15 protein-coding genes are annotated in these 18,170 nt (G+C 40.6%); 11 read left to right on the top strand and 4 right to left on the bottom strand.

The annotated features are described in order from the left end of the window. The first annotated feature begins 24 nt into the window (after positions 1-24). The 5 genes from AC4HCY_RS17860 to AC4HCY_RS17840 all read left to right on the top strand — a co-directional run bounded on the left by AC4HCY_RS17860 (position 25) and on the right by AC4HCY_RS17840 (position 8,005). Entirely contained in the window at positions 25-3,003 is a 2,979-nt protein-coding gene (locus AC4HCY_RS17860; RefSeq protein ID WP_323431525.1) for an AAA family ATPase, read from the top strand. A gap of 119 nt (positions 3,004-3,122) precedes the next feature. Further along, positions 3,123-4,448, top strand: coding sequence for a YjiH family protein (locus AC4HCY_RS17855; protein WP_323431524.1), 1,326 nt, complete (start codon positions 3,123-3,125; stop codon positions 4,446-4,448). A gap of 64 nt (positions 4,449-4,512) precedes the next feature. Beyond that, positions 4,513-5,181, top strand: a complete 669-nt coding sequence (locus AC4HCY_RS17850) for a class I SAM-dependent methyltransferase (protein ID WP_323431523.1) — start codon at positions 4,513-4,515, stop codon at positions 5,179-5,181. A gap of 147 nt (positions 5,182-5,328) precedes the next feature. After that, positions 5,329-6,708, top strand: a complete 1,380-nt coding sequence (locus AC4HCY_RS17845; RefSeq protein WP_491094786.1) for a TldD/PmbA family protein — start codon at positions 5,329-5,331, stop codon at positions 6,706-6,708. A 1-nt stretch (position 6,709) separates the two neighbouring features. Then, positions 6,710-8,005 (top strand): TldD/PmbA family protein, encoded by a 1,296-nt coding sequence (locus tag AC4HCY_RS17840; RefSeq protein ID WP_491094785.1) that lies wholly within the window; start codon positions 6,710-6,712, stop codon positions 8,003-8,005. Between the two features lie 11 nt (positions 8,006-8,016). Here the strand turns inward: AC4HCY_RS17840 and AC4HCY_RS17835 are convergent, their stop codons facing one another. From AC4HCY_RS17835 to AC4HCY_RS17820, 4 genes are all read right to left on the bottom strand, one after another. After that, on the bottom strand, positions 8,017-9,096 hold the full coding sequence (locus AC4HCY_RS17835; protein WP_491094784.1) for a CoA protein activase: 1,080 nt from the start codon (positions 9,094-9,096) through the stop codon (positions 8,017-8,019). Continuing rightward, positions 9,093-10,052, bottom strand: coding sequence for an acyl-CoA dehydratase activase-related protein (locus AC4HCY_RS17830; RefSeq protein WP_491094783.1), 960 nt, complete (start codon positions 10,050-10,052; stop codon positions 9,093-9,095). Before AC4HCY_RS17830 ends, AC4HCY_RS17835 begins: the two co-directional genes overlap by 4 nt. A 253-nt stretch (positions 10,053-10,305) precedes the next feature. Continuing rightward, a complete protein-coding gene (locus tag AC4HCY_RS17825; RefSeq protein ID WP_323431518.1) occupies positions 10,306-10,839 on the bottom strand; it encodes a chromate transporter in 534 nt (177 codons plus the stop codon). Beyond that, positions 10,839-11,372 (bottom strand): chromate transporter, encoded by a 534-nt coding sequence (locus AC4HCY_RS17820; RefSeq protein ID WP_491094782.1) that lies wholly within the window; start codon positions 11,370-11,372, stop codon positions 10,839-10,841. Before AC4HCY_RS17820 ends, AC4HCY_RS17825 begins: the two co-directional genes overlap by 1 nt. Positions 11,373-11,766: 394 nt before the next feature. Here AC4HCY_RS17820 and AC4HCY_RS17815 point away from each other — a divergent pair, with 394 nt between their 5' ends. The 6 genes from AC4HCY_RS17815 (at position 11,767) to AC4HCY_RS17790 (ending at position 18,165) form a co-directional block, all read left to right on the top strand. Then, positions 11,767-13,017: an adenosylhomocysteinase gene (locus AC4HCY_RS17815; RefSeq protein WP_491094781.1), complete on the top strand. Its 1,251-nt coding sequence runs from the start codon at positions 11,767-11,769 to the stop codon at positions 13,015-13,017. Next, positions 13,018-14,313: an amidohydrolase gene (locus AC4HCY_RS17810; RefSeq protein WP_491094780.1), complete on the top strand. Its 1,296-nt coding sequence runs from the start codon at positions 13,018-13,020 to the stop codon at positions 14,311-14,313. Positions 14,314-14,326: 13 nt separating this feature from the next. Next, on the top strand, positions 14,327-16,039 hold the full coding sequence (locus AC4HCY_RS17805) for a glycosyl hydrolase family 18 protein (protein WP_491094779.1): 1,713 nt from the start codon (positions 14,327-14,329) through the stop codon (positions 16,037-16,039). A gap of 269 nt (positions 16,040-16,308) precedes the next feature. Further along, entirely contained in the window at positions 16,309-17,514 is a 1,206-nt protein-coding gene (locus tag AC4HCY_RS17800; protein WP_323431513.1) for a DUF401 family protein, read from the top strand. Between the two features lie 13 nt (positions 17,515-17,527). Then, positions 17,528-17,794: a GIY-YIG nuclease family protein gene (locus tag AC4HCY_RS17795; RefSeq protein ID WP_323431512.1), complete on the top strand. Its 267-nt coding sequence runs from the start codon at positions 17,528-17,530 to the stop codon at positions 17,792-17,794. After that, on the top strand, positions 17,791-18,165 hold the full coding sequence (locus AC4HCY_RS17790; protein ID WP_323431511.1) for a CoA-binding protein: 375 nt from the start codon (positions 17,791-17,793) through the stop codon (positions 18,163-18,165). Before AC4HCY_RS17795 ends, AC4HCY_RS17790 begins: the two co-directional genes overlap by 4 nt. Positions 18,166-18,170 lie beyond the last annotated feature (5 nt).

The raw sequence follows: 18,170 nt of genomic DNA, 5'->3' as shown, positions 1-18,170 counted from the left end.
GAGATTTTTAAAGGAGAATGCCGAATGGACAGGATTTATATACATTTTTTCGGGACTCCAATGATTTATCTTAACGAAAACAGGACAAGCTTTCCCTTCAAAAAAGCAGAAGCACTTTTTTATTATTTGGTTATTAAAAAGAGAGCCTTGAAGGATGAACTGTCCGCACTTTTTTGGCCGGATGTTGAATCAGAGAAAGCAAGGAAAAATTTACGAAATTCAATATATAATATTAGAAATGTATTAGGGAAGGATGTTCTGCTTTCACCTCAGAAAGATTTTGTAGCATTGAATCCCAATATAGAAATACAAGCAGATATACAAATATTTACTTTAACCAACAATGAAGAGGCCTTGCCTTTATATAAGGGTGAATTTTTAGAGGGCTTTTCCATTAAGGATTCAGATCTTTTTGATTCATGGATATTTGAGCAGAGAGATTACTTTAATGAATTATACAAGTCAAAATTAGATAATATAATAACCAGCTCGATCAACAAAAAAAATTACAAGGATGCAAAGCAATATCTTAAGCAGTACATATCAATAGACGAATTTAATGAAGAGGCTTACAGGACCTTGATGAAGGTTTATGAAGCGGAAGGTTTGATAAATGACGCTTTGGGCTTATACGGCAAATTGAAATACAGGCTGGAAACGGAGCTTTCAGTTAAGCCGGATGCGGAGACCGCTATGCTGTATAAAAAACTCCTGGAGGCCAAAAATCACCGGCCGGAATATCTTAGAACCAATGGGAAAAGTTTTTTCTATGGAAGGCGAAGAGAATTATCTTTTATGCAAAATCTCTTTGCTTCATTTTTAAATGGTACAAATGCTCAATCCTTTATGCTCGTAGGCGAAGCAGGGGTAGGCAAAACCGCCCTCCTTCAGCATTTTTTAAATAAAATAGATATAGAGGATATGATTCTGCTCAGAACCGATTGCAATGCCAACGAAGAGAAATATTCGCTGAGGGCCTGGACTCCCATTTTAACAAAAATAATTAAGGTATATGAGGGAAAAAACATTAAGATACCCGAAGCCTGGGTCAATATAATTGCAAGCCTCTTTCCCGGAGTATTGGAAAATGTAGAAAACTATCGCAGTGAAGCATTGCTAAATCCAAATACTATTGCTTATGGTATAGTGGAGGAAGTAATGTCTGGTATTCTTTCTATTTGGAGCCGGGATAATAAGCTGCTGATCATAATTGAGGACATTCAATGGATCGATAGCCTAAGCCTTAACATTATTTCAAAGATTATTTCTGTTGATAAAAATAAAAAAATATTGTTCATAATGACTAGTCGCAATGAATATTCAAAACGCACTTCATACTTTGTATCCGAGCTGTCCCGGCATCATCTCATAACCAAGCTTGAAATTCAAAGGTTTACCAGGAATGAGGTGGCGGAATTTTCTGCTGCCACGTTGCCCCAAGGCATGGCAGATAAAGAATTGACGGATAAAATATATGCCGAAACCGAAGGCAATGCATTTTTCATAACCGAATGCCTTAATTTGCTAAAGAGCGGTGAAGGTTTGACAGCTTTGTCCCGAGGTATGGAAGCTATTTTAAGCACCAGAATATCTTATTTATCCGATGAAGCGCAAAAGATATTAAATATATTATCGGTATTCTTTTCTCATATTAATTTTGATCTTATCTTATCTTTAAGCGATAAAAATGAAATGGAGCTTTCAGATATTATGGAAGAGCTTCAAAACAAGTTTATCATTGAAGAAATTTCTTCAGAACATTCGGGATATCCCTGTTATAGGTTTACACATGCAAAAATTCGAGAATTTGTGTATTCAAAGCTTTCCTCTTCAAAGAAGAGCATAATGCATAATAAGGCAGGACTCATTATAGAGACCGGCTTGAAAAATGAATTTACAGACAGCTCTATTTATCCTTTGCTGATATATCACTTTATTAATGGGGGCAACAAGGCAAAAACTCTATATTATAGAGTGAAGCTTATATATACATATTTCCCGTTGAAAAATGAGTTGTTTCCCACACTGAATGATATTTATCTGGGCATTAACGATTGTTATATGACGCAGCAAGAGATGGACAACCATTTAAAAGAAATCAATGCTCTCATAGAAGCAATCAGGATTGAAGGAGGAAACCTTGAAAATCAGTACGAAACAAATATGATGGTTATGCACATAAAAGGCCAATATTGTATATGGCAAGGGGATTATAGAAATGGAACAGGTTATATCAATAAAATGATACAATTATCGTATAAGATCCATAATGTTGAATATGCCGTAAAAGGCTATCACCAAATGGTTTACTACGGCATACAAATAAACAATGCTAAAACCGTAGCCTTCTACTCCAATAAAATTCTTGACGCGGCCAAAGAACATAATATAGAAGAGCTCATAGGCATTGCTTATAGATTTCTTGGAGTATATAATTCAATGATATTGAACTTTGAAGAAGCTAAGAGTTTCTTTAGACGATCAATATCATTATTTAAAAAATTAGAATTAAGCGGTAAGCATTATACTTTAAGTATAGCTGCTTGCTTTAATTACATTGGTGAGATAAACCGGCGGGAGAAAAATTATACTAAAGCCATAGAATGCTTTGAACAAGCAATAAAGCTTTGCGAGCAAAAAAACATATTTATAGGCTTGCAGGTTTTTTATACAAATGCCGGCCGCGCCGCCTTCGATATGGAGTATTATTCCAAAGCTAAAGCTTATCTTGTCAAGGCTCTTGATTACTGCAAGCATTGCAATTTCTTAGGAAGCCAATCCATTGCCAATGGAATAATGTGCATGGTATATATCAATGAGGGAAAATATGATGCTGCCTTGGACAGCTTTGTAAAGGCCAATGAATATGCCGGGCGTTATAAAAACGATGATATATACAAATTGCTGAATGATATAAAATCCCGTATTAAGGATATGATGCTGTCAGATGTGAGGTTAAAGAATGTTTTCTTATCATATATACCCCCTGATAAGCCGAGCTAGAATACAAAATATTCATAATAATATGGGAATTTGACGTAATTTAGACGTTGCTGATATATAATCTATGTGATGTTCTATAGTATTTACGAACATCAAATTAAAAAAAGAAGGGGGATATTATGAGCAACGTAAATATCGAAAGCAACCTGAAAAAACCATACAACGGGGTTAAGGCTTTTAAGTTTATACTTTACAGCTTAATAGGTATTTTTATGTTTTTTGTACCTATTGAAGTAGGAGGTAAAAGTTCAATTCCTCTTGACCACATCGTAAACGCAATCAAAGCAATACCTCATTATGGCACTATATATGGAGGAATAATCGTAGTAATAGGGGGTATTTATCCTTTTATTACAAAAACATGGAATAAAGACAAAGTGACCACTGTATTTTCTATTCTTAAGCTATTAGGTGTAGTTTTTGTTTTTATGGCAATTTTTAAGATTGGTCCTGCTGCTTTCTTCGAACCTGATATGATGCCATTTATATATGATAAAATCGTAGTGCCCGTAACCACTATAGTACCTATAGGATCTGTATTTCTGGCATTCCTTGTAAGCTATGGATTGATGGAGTTTGTTGGTGTTCTGATGAAGCCCATAATGAGACCTGTATGGAAAACACCGGGACGTTCGGCTATAGATGCGGTTGCATCCTTTGTAGGCAGTTATTCATTAGCACTTTTAATCACTAATAGAGTTTATAGAGAAGGCAAGTACACGGCTAAGGAAGCTTGCATAATAGCTACAGGTTTCTCTACGGTGTCTGCGACCTTTATGATCATAGTTGCAAAAACCCTCGGAATAATGGAATATTGGAATAAATATTTCTGGGCTACCCTTGTAATTACATTCATAGTTACCGCAATAACAGCAAGGATATATCCTCTGAGCAGGAAATCCGGCAAATATTATAACGATCAACAGGGGATTATTGAACCTGAACCAAAAGGCAATAGATTAAAAATGGCCTGGGAAGAAGGCATGGAAGCTTTTGATAAAGCCCCTTCGGTTATTCAGAATATAATTATAAATCTTAAAGACGGTATAAAATTGGCTATATCTATAGGTCCCACTCTTATGTCCATCGGATTTCTTGGCTTGATAATAGCTAATTTTACTAACTTCTTTGATATCGTAGGATATATATTCTATCCATTTACACTTCTTCTCAGAATTCCGGAGCCTCTTTTAGCCGCAAAGGCCAGTGCCATCAGCATAGCAGAGATGTTTTTGCCTGCTCTTGTTGTAGCTGAAGCTCCCATGGTTACCAAGTTTATAATCGCCATAGTTTGCGTATCTGAAATATTGTTTTTCTCGGCTTCGATACCTTGCATGCTATCAACAGACATTCCTTTAACGGTAAAGGATCTTATTATAATATGGATTGAGAGAATCATATTCTCCCTAATACTGGCAACGCCTATAGTCCATCTAATATTATAGATTAGAGGCGGCACGGTTTATCAAATGTATGGACTATAATTTTGTATTTAGCTGAGGTGTGCTTATGTCTAACTATTACGTTCATAACTTGAATTCAACAAAATTATTTCAAGTCTATCAGACCAAGTATCCTAGAGTTGAGCGCTATTTTGACGAGGAAATCAATTTTGTGCGGAGGAATTTGCATGGCGGCGAGAATGTGCTGGAGGTGGGGGCCGGATATGGGCGTATCATGAAGGAATTGGCACAATTTGCAGCCTGCATCGTGGGGATTGATATTTCGGCGGAATCAGTTGAATTTGGCAAGGATTATATAAAAGAATGCCGGAATTGCAGCATTCAAGTGATGGATGCCCATAATCTTGAGTTCGGTGAGGAATTTGATGTTGTAATGTGCTTGCAAAATGGTTTATCAGCCATGAAAGGACAACCAATGCATCTGATCAGACAATGCATGAAGGTGCTTGTTCCCGGGGGAAAGGCTTATTTCAGTACATACAGCGATAAATTTTGGGAGCATAGGCTGGCTTGGTTTTACGAGCAGGCAGATAAGGGGCTATTGGGAGAAATTGATACGGAAAAAACGCAAAATGGTATTATTGTGTGCAAGGACGGCTTTACAGCCATCACCTTTTCTGAGGATGCGCTTAGAAAGCTGGGAGAGGAGTCCGGTTATCCTTACAGCATTGAGGAAGTGGATGAATCCAGCCTCTTCCTAATACTTGAAAAATAAAATTATTATGTAATCATATGCATAGGCCCATATTATGTAGTATTTATCACACAATATGGGCTTATTTGCATCTCCCCACATATATTGTCACATTATTGCAAATATATTCCTTCAAGAGTACAATTATTTTAAAAGGGGGTTGAATCAATGATACAAAGAAATCTTAGTGCTTACTCGGGGCTTATTCCTCGCTATACAGAGCTGAGGATGCAGGAAAACAGAAGCCTGAAGATAGCATTTGTCAAGGGAAATCTTATCCGCAACATTAAGGATGTGGGGAGCGGCATCAGTGCGAGAGTTTGCAAGAATGGCTCCTGGGGGTTCGCATCCAGCCCTGAATTGGACTCTGAAAATATCAAGTCTGTCGTTAAAGCAGCAAATGAAAATGCAGCTTTCCTGGATTCGAGAGAGAACAAAGGCAAAAGCATGCCGGAGCAAGATGGAGTATCCCTTGAAAAAGATCTTTCAACAAAAAAAACAAGGCTGAGCCAGAAGCAAATCATGGATTTCATCAGAGAAATAGACAGCCATATAGAAAAGAAATACCCGGGACTTAGCAACAGAGCGGTATCGTTGGAGTGCCTTGATATGGAAAAATCCCTTATAACCTCCGAGGGGGCATCCCTTTATTCCATGCTTCCCAGGAGCATAGTGCGCATAGCGCTTACCATGGACAAAGGAGGAAGCCCTATTGAGGTGAATGATTCCATGGGAGGATTGGGACAATTTGAAGACATATTCAATTCTCCGTCGGATCTGTATGGAAGGATTGATGATCTATACCGGCATCTTCTAAACAAATGCGAAGGCATTTATGCCGAAGCCGGCACCAAAACCTGTATCCTAGATGCAAAGCTGGCAGGTATTTTGGCTCATGAAGCCATAGGTCATACCACAGAGGCTGATCTGGTTTTGGGCGGCTCTGTAGCGGCAAATTATATGAACAAGGAAGTGGCAAGCCCTCTTATAACACTTGTAGATTTTGCTCACACCGCATTGGGCAGCAATTGTCCCGTTCCCATATACATAGATGATGAAGGGACCCTTGCAGAGGACGCTGTTATAATCGATAAGGGTATCCTGAGGAGCTATATGCACGACAAGGAAAGCGCAGCGCTCTTTGGTGCAAAGCCTACCGGGAACGCAAGAGCCTTTCAATTCTTTGACGAGCCGCTGATCAGAATGAGAAACACTGCAATACTCCCCGGCACCAGCAAGCTCGATGACATGATAGCTTCTATAGATGATGGGTATTACTTGATTCAGCCGAGCAACGGGCAGGCCGATACTACAAGCGAGTTTATGTTTGGGGTGACTTTAGGCTATGAGATAAAGAAGGGAAGGCTTGGAAGGGCGATTAAGGATATAACTATTTCGGGCGTTGCCTTTGATGTATTGAAGACGGTCACAATGGTTTCCGGCGATATGAAATGGATTTCAGGAGGCTACTGCGGAAAGAAGCAGTTGATCACCGTTGGCATGGGCGGACCGGCAATAAAATGTAAAGTAAATATAGGGGGCAGATAAAATGAAGAATAGGGAATTAGCGAACTATTGTATTAACTCCCTTCGGGAAGCCGGAATAGATAAGGCTGAATTTTATTTGGCAACCAGCAAGAAGTATGAATTGAATACATCTGGCGATGAATTATCCCTTATGCGCACTACTTTTGATACAAATGTAAATATTACGGCTATTAAAAACGGCAAAAAAGGCGTAATAAGCTTAAATAAAACTGATGAGAAATCATTAAAGGATGCTATAGACAACGTAATAGAAATTTCCGATGATTCGGAGGAGGATGCTGCAAATGATATTTCTCCTATGCAGCCTGTAAAAAGCTTCAGCCGCGGAGAAAGTGAGCCGGATCTTGATAAAATGTATATAAGATTGAAGAATTACCTCACTGAGATCAAGACATCATATCCTAAAATAAGTTTAATGGAGAGCTATTTAGACTTTACACATAGATGCGACTATTATGTTAACTCCAATGGAGTGGAATTGAGCTCAGCCAAGGGTAATTATAGCTTCCAAACGATGTTTTCATCAAAGGATGGAGAAAGATCCTCCTCATTTAACTACACAAGCTTTTCCGCTGATGATATAGATCGAGAATTGTTGGACTGCGCTTCTATAAAGCTTTTGATTGAACAATCCGTTGAACAGCTTGGTACAAAACCGTTTGAAGGTAAATTCATCGGAGATGTGGTGATCGCTCCGGATTGTCTTGAGGCCATGATAGAAATGTATCTTGGAGTTTACCTTAGAGATATGGCGCTGATCTCCGGTACAAGTGCTCTAAAGGACAAAATCGGCCGGCAGGTAGCCAGTGAAAAGCTTACGCTGCATTCAAATCCTGTGTCCGATGAAATTTCAGGCGGCTATTTTATAACGCCTGATGGATTTGAAGCAAAGAATATGACTATAATCGATAAGGGCATATTAAAAACCTTTATGCTCAGCCTTTATGGGGCAAACAAAACCTCAAGGGACAGAGCGCTGAATCCTGGCGGCGCATATATCGTAGATCAGGGAGATAAGTACCTTGATGAAATTCTGAAATCAGTCAAAAAAGGCATATTGGTAGTCAGGTTTTCCGGAGGGAACCCCAGCAGGAGCGGAGACTTCTCCGGCGTAGCAAAGAACAGCTACTATATTGAGGATGGAGAAATCAAATATCCGGTAAGTGAGACTATGATCTCGGGAAATCTATACGAATTGTTTAACAACATTACAGATATATCAAATGAAAGAATAGACTATGGAAGGGCGATTCTACCATGGATTGCGGCATCCGGGGTCACAATATCGGGCAAGTAAGACGAAGCACATTAGCTTCGTCTTCTTCTATTATCCACATAATCATAAAACGCTTCCAGCCGCGTCTGATAGCCTGCCTCCCCTGTTTGTTCGTCAACTATGAGATAGAGAATCGGTATTCCGTAATCCTTTTCCACTTGAGGGAGTATTGAACGGGATACTATTTCCGGCATGCAGCTCAAAGGATATATCTGAATAAGACCGTCATAGCCGGATCTGGCGTATTTTACAGCATGCCCTATGCATTGCTGGGTGTGGCCTCCTATCATTACGGGGAGATAGGGCTTTGATAACCTTTTTTCAAGCTCATAGGGCTTTTCTCTTTTAAGGGGCTTTATGAGATTATTTTCCGCCCAATCCTTGACAGTCATGGAACGATGCACCTCTGCCCCCAAATCTCCCAGCCTATCCTCTGCGTTGAGGTTGGAAAAGGGATCTATGATAGTATATATCTCTCCGATTATTCCTAGCTTGATGGGCTTCAAATCCATGTCTATATCAAGGGATAAAAGCTCATCCTTAGTTTTATCGATGAGCTGGGAAATTTCCTTTGAGCCCTTGGCATTCAACACCTTTGCCCTAAAATTGTGCATTATGCCGTTAAGCTTTGCCTTATCCTTGGTTCTTGGCCTTACAAAGTATTGGATCTCATTTAACTCATCTATTTTTTCGCATACCCTGTAAGCCTCTTGAAATATCCTATAGGCTCTAATACCAGCTCCCCTGCTGAGCTTTCTTATGTTGTTGAAAAATTTGGATATGCCTTCTCGCGGGGGATCAAGTATTATCATATCTACATCATAGCCCATATCTTTTAGAATTAGTTTTTGAAGGGGGCCGTAGTAGCCAAAACGACAAGGACCGCAGCTTCCTGTTATCACTATTGTATCTGCCCCTTCTTCTATGCTCCTTACGTAGTTGCCAAGCATGATCTTAAAGGGCAGGCAAATGCTCTCAGGAGACTCCTTGGCGCCAAGCCTTAGTGTATTCTCTGTGCTGAAAGGGGGGATTATGCTTTCTATTCCTAAATCGTCAAACATGGCCTTAACTGCAATATATGCCTCTCCCATGTGGGGATAAGTGAGCTTCAAATTTTTTTCCTCCTATCTACAAGATCCAAAAATGCTTCCAGCCTAGTATTGAAATTGGCATCACCGGTGTGTTCATCAAGCGTTATAACCATGAAAGGCTTGCCATAGGCCTTCTTTTCCAGCCGCTTTATAAGGTCAATAGACAGTGAGTCGATGCCGCATCCAAAGGCTGTCAGCATAAGCACCCCGTCAATTTTATCATTATCAATCATATACAAAGAGCTGCCTACCAGATCCTTGCTGCTGCTCCAAAACATCCTTTTCTCAAATGCTTCGCATTTTCCTTCTATTACTTTTTTCTCAAGCATTTCAGGCAAAAAGAATTTAAAGCCTCTATTGGAAAGCTTCTCTAATAGCTTCATATTGATAAAGCTGTCATATATGAGATAAGGGTGAGCCGCAATGCCTATCAAAGGGCCGCTGTTATTGGAGATAATATCATCGCCGTCTATATATTTCCCGGGAAGATTACCTTTCATCAGGCTGGTTTGGTATAGGTTATGCTCTCTAACCGCTTTATCGGCGGCCCTCTTTATGCGGTATAGATTCTTGGTGAACATTTTTCCGGCTTCATAAAGCGATTTGATAAGATTGCTTTTGCTCTTGTACAGATCGATTTCTACATCAATTATGTGAGGAAGGTCAGCGACTGAGTATTTCACCATTTCCGGGAGGCCTCCGAACTTAGGGCATATGTACTCTCTGGGAACTACGCTGGTCAGCCTGGGAAGGAGCATATGGTCAACCTTATCCTTGAGATAATGGGCGTGGCCGTGATATACCTTTACCGGCAGGCAGGCATCATCTATGCAGTATCTTGAACCCATATCCAGTATCTCTTTGTTGGTCTGGGGAGACGGCACTACCTCTGCGCCCAGCTCCGTGAGAAATGCTTTGGTAAAGGGATAGTATTTATAGAAGTACATGCCTCTGGGAACACCAATTTTTACACTCAAAAAAATCACCTCTCCACAGCTAGTATTATTTACTGTGAAGAGGTTTTTTAAACATAGATATGGTTACTTGCACATATGCTTATTCTTTAGCTAAAGTGTCTATAAAATCAATACTCCTCCGTGAAAATCCGTGAAAAAATCAGTGCCTTTCCGTGTTTCCCGTCCTCCTATGACTCCAGAGCCTCGCCCTAATCCCCTGAGTTCTGAGTTCTGAAGCCTGAGCTCTGGACTCATACCCAAGCCCATTTGCCCATCAGCCTATCAGCCCATAAAAAACCAATCCTAGCCCGCCGGATATGACGATCGCTAAAATAGGATTGATTTTAAGCTTATATACTCCCAAGAAGACCAGCACTCCTATAACTATGCTCTTGTAATCCGTAAAGGATACCTTGCCGATGGTATAGCAGGCTGCGGCAATGATGCCCAGCACAGCAGGCCTGATGCCTTTGAGTATCCATTTCACCCAGCTTAAGTGCTTGAATTTATTGAAATATATGGAAACAATCAGGGCCAAAATCGTAGGAACTAAAAGCACTCCCACAGTCCCCACTAAAGAGCCCCAAAATCCTGCTACTTTGTAGCCTACATATGTAGAAGAGTTTACGGCAATGGGCCCGGGAGTCATCTCAGCCACTGCAACTATATCGATGAACTCTTTGGTATCAAGCCAGCCCTTTCCCTGAATTATTTCCTTTTGTATAAAGGATACGACGGCATAGCCTCCGCCAAAGCTGAAGGCACCGATTTTTAAGAAAGAAAAGAATATTTGCAATATCAAATTCATTATTTTCCCTCCTCCTCTCTGAAAAAGAAGAAGCCGATGATTCCGGACGCTGTAACCGCTATAAAGGGATGTATATTCAGAAATATCATGCCTAATAAGGTACCAACAGATATGATCACATTTTTCGTCTTAAAGCCTATGGACTTTGCCAGCTTTATAACGGCGTAAACGATGAGGGACACGACTGCCGGCCTTACACCGCTGAAAATATGCTGAACCATTATGTTATCCTTTATGCTGGTAAAGAAAATCGCGATGGTCAATATGATCAGGAAAGAAGGCAAAGCGGTAGCAAAGACTGCAGTAAGAGTGCCTGGTATTCCTGCCATTTTGTAGCCCACATATGTAGCTGCATTTGTGGCAAGAGGCCCTGGCAGACTGTTGGTCAATGCTATGGCGTCTAAAAATTCATCCTGAGTTATCCACTTTTTATTCTCAACAATTTCCCTTTGTATTACAGGGACCATTGCATAACCGCCGCCTATGGTAAAACATCCTATTTTGAAAAAGGTATTGAAAAGTTGATAAAGCATAATCTCACCTACTGTCATTAAAATATAATTTTATATTACGTTATTTATAAAAATCGTGCAACAAGCAAATGGGGAACGAGGAACACGAAAAGTCACTGAAACTGCACAGAGAATCACTAAAATTTTATAATATTAAAGTTGCATGAAATTATTAATTTAAATTCTAGCGGAATACTCAAATGATAGAATCAGTAGTAAAAGCCAGAGATTAGCGATTAATAAATAAAAAATCCTTCTGTGTTTTTTCGTGAAAAATTCCGTGCCTTTCCGTGACTTCCGTCTCCTCTTTTGTCGCATTTGCTTAATATTACGAATTGAAGAAGAAAAGGATGCACAGTATAATATAATTATCCGAGCACAAAAATAATATTTAAAATGCAGGAGGTTTTTACATATGAAGAACAATATAATAAGGAATATAAATCTGGCTCCTTCGGGTCATAGAAAGATTGAATGGGTAAATAGGAATATGCCCGTGCTTTCAAAGATTGAAGAGGAATTTAAAAGGGAAAAGCCCTTCACAGGCAAAAGAATAGTCATGTCAATACATCTTGAGGCTAAGACGGCTTATCTTGCCAAGGTATTGAAAGAAGGCGGGGCTGAGGTCTCAATTACCGGCAGCAATCCCCTATCCACGCAGGATGATGTAGTTGCGGCATTGGCAGAGGACGGATTGCATGTATATGCCTGGTACAATTCAACAAATGAAGAGTACAACGAACATCTCAATGCGGCGTTGGACATAAAGCCCCACATAGTAATAGATGATGGCGGAGATCTGGTGCATCTGCTGCACAGCACAAGATCGGAGCTTGTTCCTGAAGTGCTGGGAGGCTGCGAGGAGACCACAACAGGGGTGCTGAGGCTAAGGGCGAGGGATAAGGCAGGCCAGCTTTTATTTCCCATGATTTCTGTAAACGATGCTTACTGCAAATATCTCTTTGACAATAGATACGGTACCGGTCAATCTGTATGGGACGGTATAATGAGGACCACAAACCTTATCGTAGCCGGAAAAACGGTAGTGGTCATAGGCTACGGGTGGTGCGGCAAGGGCGTAGCCAACAAAGCCAAGGGCCTGGGCGCAAACGTGGTGGTTTGCGAGGTAGACCCTATCAAAGCCATAGAAGCCTATATGGATGGCTTCAGAGTGATGCCTATCAATGATGCGGCTTCAATGGGAGATTTTTTTGTCACTGTCACAGGATGCGCCAAGGTTCTTACAAAGGAGCATTATGAGAAGATGAAGGATGGGGCCATACTTGCTAATGCAGGCCATTTTGATGTTGAGATATGGAAGCCGGACCTTGAAGCCCTGGCGGCAGAGAAAAAACTCATGAGAAACAACATAATGGGATATGTGATGAAGGACGGAAGGGTCATAAATGTTTTAGCCGAGGGAAGATTGGTAAACCTGGCTGCCGGAGACGGGCATCCTGCGGAAATAATGGATATGAGCTTTGCTCTCCAAGCTTTTTGTGCAAAATATATAAATGATAATCATAAGGCTATGGGTAAGAAGGTATATGAGGTTCCTGAAGAAATAGATAGAAAAGTAGCATTCATGAAGCTTGAAGGAATGGGCCTTATGATTGATAAACTCACACAAGAACAAGAGGAATACCTTAAAGGATGGGGTGAATAGATGAGTCTGCTTTTGAAGAGTGCTTCCATAATCACCTGTGATGATAAAGGCACGTTCATAGAGGGCGGAGCCCTTGGAATCAGGGATGGTTTAATAGATTATTTAGGAAAATATGAAAATGAATTGCATAAAAAATATGACAGAGTCATAGAGCTTAAGCATAAGACTATTATGCCGGGCTTTGTAAACGCTCATAACCATGCTGCAATGACTCTGTTAAGAAACTATGCGGACGATATGAAGCTGATGGATTGGCTTTTCAATAAAATATTTCCCATGGAGGATAAGCTTACGGAGGAAGGGGCATATTGGGGCTCCTCCCTTGCCATGCTGGAAATGATAAAGGGAGGAACCACAGCCTACTGCGACATGTATATGTTCATGGATAAGGCTGCAGAAGCAGCTGTCCAATGCGGGATTAAGGCCAGTTTGGGCAGGGGTCTGCAAGGCGAATCGGGTGACGATATGGATTATAGGATATCGGAGGCCCTTGAGCTCTACAGAAGCTTTCATAAAGGCTGTGAAGGGCGGATAAGGGTGAACCTGGCTCCTCATTCGGTTTATACTTGCTCACCCGCTTATCTGGAGAAGGTTGCCAGGGTTGCCAGGGAAATTCAGGCTTCCGTACAGATACATCTTTCCGAGACGGGAGATGAAGTGACAAATTGTGTGGAGAAGTACGGAATGTCTCCGGTGAAGCTGGCTGATAGAGCAGGACTGTTGAATGAAGGAACAATAGCTGCCCACTGTGTTGCAGTGGATGATGAAGATATGGAAATCCTCAAGGAAAGAGGAGTGAATGTAGTGCATAATCCCGGCAGCAATATGAAGCTTGCCAGCGGTATATCGCCCGTAAAAACAATGGCTGATATGGGTATCAATATAGCGTTGGGAACTGACGGGGCTTCCAGTAACAATAACCTGGATATGCTTGAGGAAATCAGAGCAGCATCATATCTTCAGAAAGTCGTCTCAAAGGATCCCACGGCCCTTCCTGTGGATCAGGTCCTTAAAATGGCCACCGTAAACGGTGCCAAAGCTTTGGGCTTTGAGAATACAGGGGTCATAAGAGAAGGTATGGCCGCGGATCTGATAATAATAAATACGCAAAAGCCATGGTATTATCCCAGATACAATACAAAATCTGCCATAGTATATTCGGGAAACTCTTCCGATGTTGAATACGTCATAATAGATGGACGCCTTATCATGGAGAAAGGCGAGATAATAACCATGGATGAAGAGCGAATTTTATATGAAGTCCAGAGGATAGCGGAAAGGATGTCATCCATGTAAAGGGGGAATCCGGTTGAAAAAATTTACAGCTGTTTCTTTATCTATGATAATAATAGCAGGCGCAGCAATATTCTATATCACATCTATATGGACACAGGTCCCATATGAGGCGGACAAAAACCATCTCATAATAGGGGGAGACATTATCACAGATGTTGAGGAACCTTTGCTGGAGGATGGCAATATACTTCTTTCCTTCAATGCAATAAAAAAGTATCTGGATCCTAACGCGTATTGGGATGAAAAGCTGGGGAAGGTGGTTTTTACTACTAAGGACAAGCTTATCACCATGAAGACGGACAAGCTGAGTGCCATGGTAAATCAGAAACCGGTAGATTTGAATATCCCGGCCAGAGATGTTGATAAAATTCCCTATATACCTATAGAATTTTTGCAGGAGATGCTGGATATTACCGCCACCTTAGCTTCGGGGAGAATTGCGGTAATAGATTACAATAAGGAGCCTATAATAACGGGGAAATTGCTGGAGCAAAGAGGTGTAAAAAGAGACAGCAGCATATTTTCACCCTTTGTGGTAAAGAACCTTGATGCCGGAGAAAAAGTGAGAGTATTTGATCGGACCGGGAAGTGGTGCAAGGTCAGAACCAAAGATGGTGTGATGGGATATATAGAAGACAAATATCTTGAAATCGGCGAAGAAGCCAGACCTGAGCCTCTGCCTGAGGAGCCTGTCATAGAACCCTTTAGGCCGGAAAAAGGGAAGATAAACATGGTATGGGAGCATGTAGTTAATAAGAATCCGGACATAAGCAAGCTAAAAAAGATGGAAGGCCTGGATATAGTATCTCCTACATGGTTTGCCGTAACGGACGCAGAGGGTAATATAGCCAACAAAGGCGATATGGAATATGTGGAGTGGGCTCATCTGAACGGTTATCAGGTTTGGGGGCTGGCCACAAATGGTTTCAATCCTGATAATACCCATATATTTTTAAACAATACGGATACCAGGGAAAAGATCATAAACCAGCTTCTTATTTATGCAAATCTGTATAAACTGGATGGAATCAATATAGACTTTGAAAACATATATGTAAAGGATAAGGACATGTTCACCCAATTCATGAGAGAACTGTATCCCTTGTGCAGAGAGCAGGGGCTCACATTATCCGTAGACGTTACCATGATATCGGGCAGTGCAAATTGGTCCCAATCCTTCAATAGAAAAGCTCTGTCCGAAGCCGTAGATTATATGGCGGTCATGGCCTATGACCAGCACTGGGCATCAAGCCCCAAGGCCGGCTCCGTAGCTCAATACAAATGGGTGGAATATGGGCTGAAGAGGATACTGGAAGAAGTTCCTGCAGAGAAGCTCATACTGGGGATGCCGTTCTATACAAGGCTTTGGCAGGAACAAAAAGTGGATGGAAGCATAAAGGTGAGTTCAAAGGCCTTATCCATGAGCGGTATACAAAAAATATTAAAGGAGAAAACCCCTGAGGTCAAATGGGATGCAGAGAGCGGCCAGTATTATGCTCAATATAAAGAAAATGATATGACCTATAAGGTTTGGATAGAAGATGCCAGGTCTATAAACCTGAAATCTTCTCTTGTACACAAATATGGCCTGGCCGGAGCCGCCGCGTGGAGGAGAGGCTTTGAGACTGAAAACATCTGGGCTGTGATCGCTGATAATCTCAAGGATAAGGAAGATTATCAGCAGTGGGCACAGGCGAATAATTTTGATCTATTATCATTGGAATAAGCATAAGCATCCATGTATAGCCACGTATAGTATATAAGCATACTTAGTCTATACATGGATGCTATTTTACTGTAGCGTAATATATAAAAGTTTCAAGTTATTAGTTAAAATAGATAACCGTGCTAATCCGTGGAAAAATCCGTGTTCTCCGCATCCCCTTCCGTGTCTTTCCGTTCCCCTCCTTAATTGTATTCAGCGGTGACTGAAGCTGTGGTATAATACTTATAAAGACGCTGACATCATATGCAGATATAGAAAGGGGTCACTTAATGGACATAATAAAATTGCTTTTAATTTTTGCTTGCATAGCCCTGGTAATGAAATTCAATAAACCTCTATACATGTCAATAGCTGCAGGTATAGCAGCGGCAATAGTATTATATGGTATAAATGCTATAGAAGCTTTGAGACTCATGGCAATGGGCACATTCAGCAAAGATACTTTATATCTTGTTTTAGCATTTTACTCCATTACATTTTTGCAAAGAATGATGGAAAAAAGGGGACATATAGTGCTGGCGGAGAAATCCTTGAACAATCTATTTAACAACAGAAGGATAAATGCAATGATTGCGCCGTTCATAATCGGCTTACTCCCTTCTGCCGGCGCTGTTTTAATCGCAGCTCCCATCGTTGATAATTCTGTAGGAGATTATTTAAACAAAGAAGAGAGAACATTTGTAACAAGCTATTACAGACATATTTCAGAAGCTTTTCTTCCTACATATTCCTCCATTCTGCTGGCATTGAACCTATCCGGAGTTGATATGACATCCTTTGTATCGGCAATGCTGCCCATGGTTGTTGTGCTATTTTTATTAGGTTATTGGCTTTATATCAGAAAGATTCCCAGGGACACCGGAATGCCGCCATCTGATGACAAAATAAAAGAAATCAAGAATATAATTGTCAGCCTTTGGGCGATAGCATTATCAATAATAATTATCCTGGTGTTTAAAATCACTGTGCATTTAGCAGTGATACCGGTTATTATTTTATCCTTCCTGTTGAATAAGTTCAGCTTTGAAGAAATAAAACCAATGTTCAAATCGGCTTTTGAAGCAAAGCTGATCATGAATACCATCATAATAATGATATTTAAAGAGGTATTGGCCTTTACAGGACTTATAGAAAGATTGCCTGAACATCTTTCCATGCTGCCTGTCCCATCGATAGTTATTTTCGCATTGGTAGCTTTTTTAGGCGCTTTGGTTGCAGGATCTCAGGGAAGCATAGCCTTGGCAATACCCCTGGCCTATGTTGCCATACCCGATGGGGGGGTGGTATTGCTGGTGCTTATTATGTCCATGATATATATATCTATGCAGATTTCACCCATGCATATATGTCTGTCTATTATCACAGAACATTATGGCACTCCGTTTATTGATCTGGTTAAAAAAACTATGCCCATAGTGATAGCATTTGTGATAATAAGCTCGGCATATAGTTATTTATTATATTTAATTCTTTAGAAAGAGTGATAAGATGGCTTATACATATATGCTCAAGTGTTCCGACGGAACATTATACACGGGCTGGACAAAGGATTTGGATAACCGCCTGAAGGCTCACAACAGCGGTCAGGCATCAAAATATACAAGGGTGAGGCTGCCTGTTTCCATTGCATATTACGAGTACTTTGAATCAGACAACGATGCTATGAAGCGTGAAGCGGCGATAAAAAAACTGTCCCGCAAGAAAAAAGAGGAGCTGATCAAGCTAAGCATAAATTATAAGGAGGAAGATGCATGATTAAAGACACAATGCTTGAAAAGAAAGTCTGGGCAGTGATAGGAGCTAATCAAAACCCTGAAAAATTCGGTTGGAAGATATACAAAAGATTAAAGGATAAGGGTTATGAAGTATACCCTCTAAATCCTGCTTATGAAACGATTGACGGCGACATTTGCTATAAAAGCCTTTCTTCCATGCCCAGGGTTCCTGAGGTCATTAATATGGTGGTAGCCCCTGAAAGGGGAAAGCCGTATATAGAAGAAGCAGCAAAGCTGGGTGTAAAATACATTTGGTTTCAGCCGGGCACCTTTGACAAAGAAATATTTGTTCTTGTAAAAGAGCTTGGCATGGAAGCGCTGCAAGCCTGTGTTCTTGTAGCAACGAATTGATAAAA

Source organism: Lutispora sp. QWL-02 (assembly GCF_058315355.1).
The sequence above is the reverse complement of the archived record's forward strand: the minus strand, read 5'-3'. Positions and strand labels throughout refer to the sequence as shown.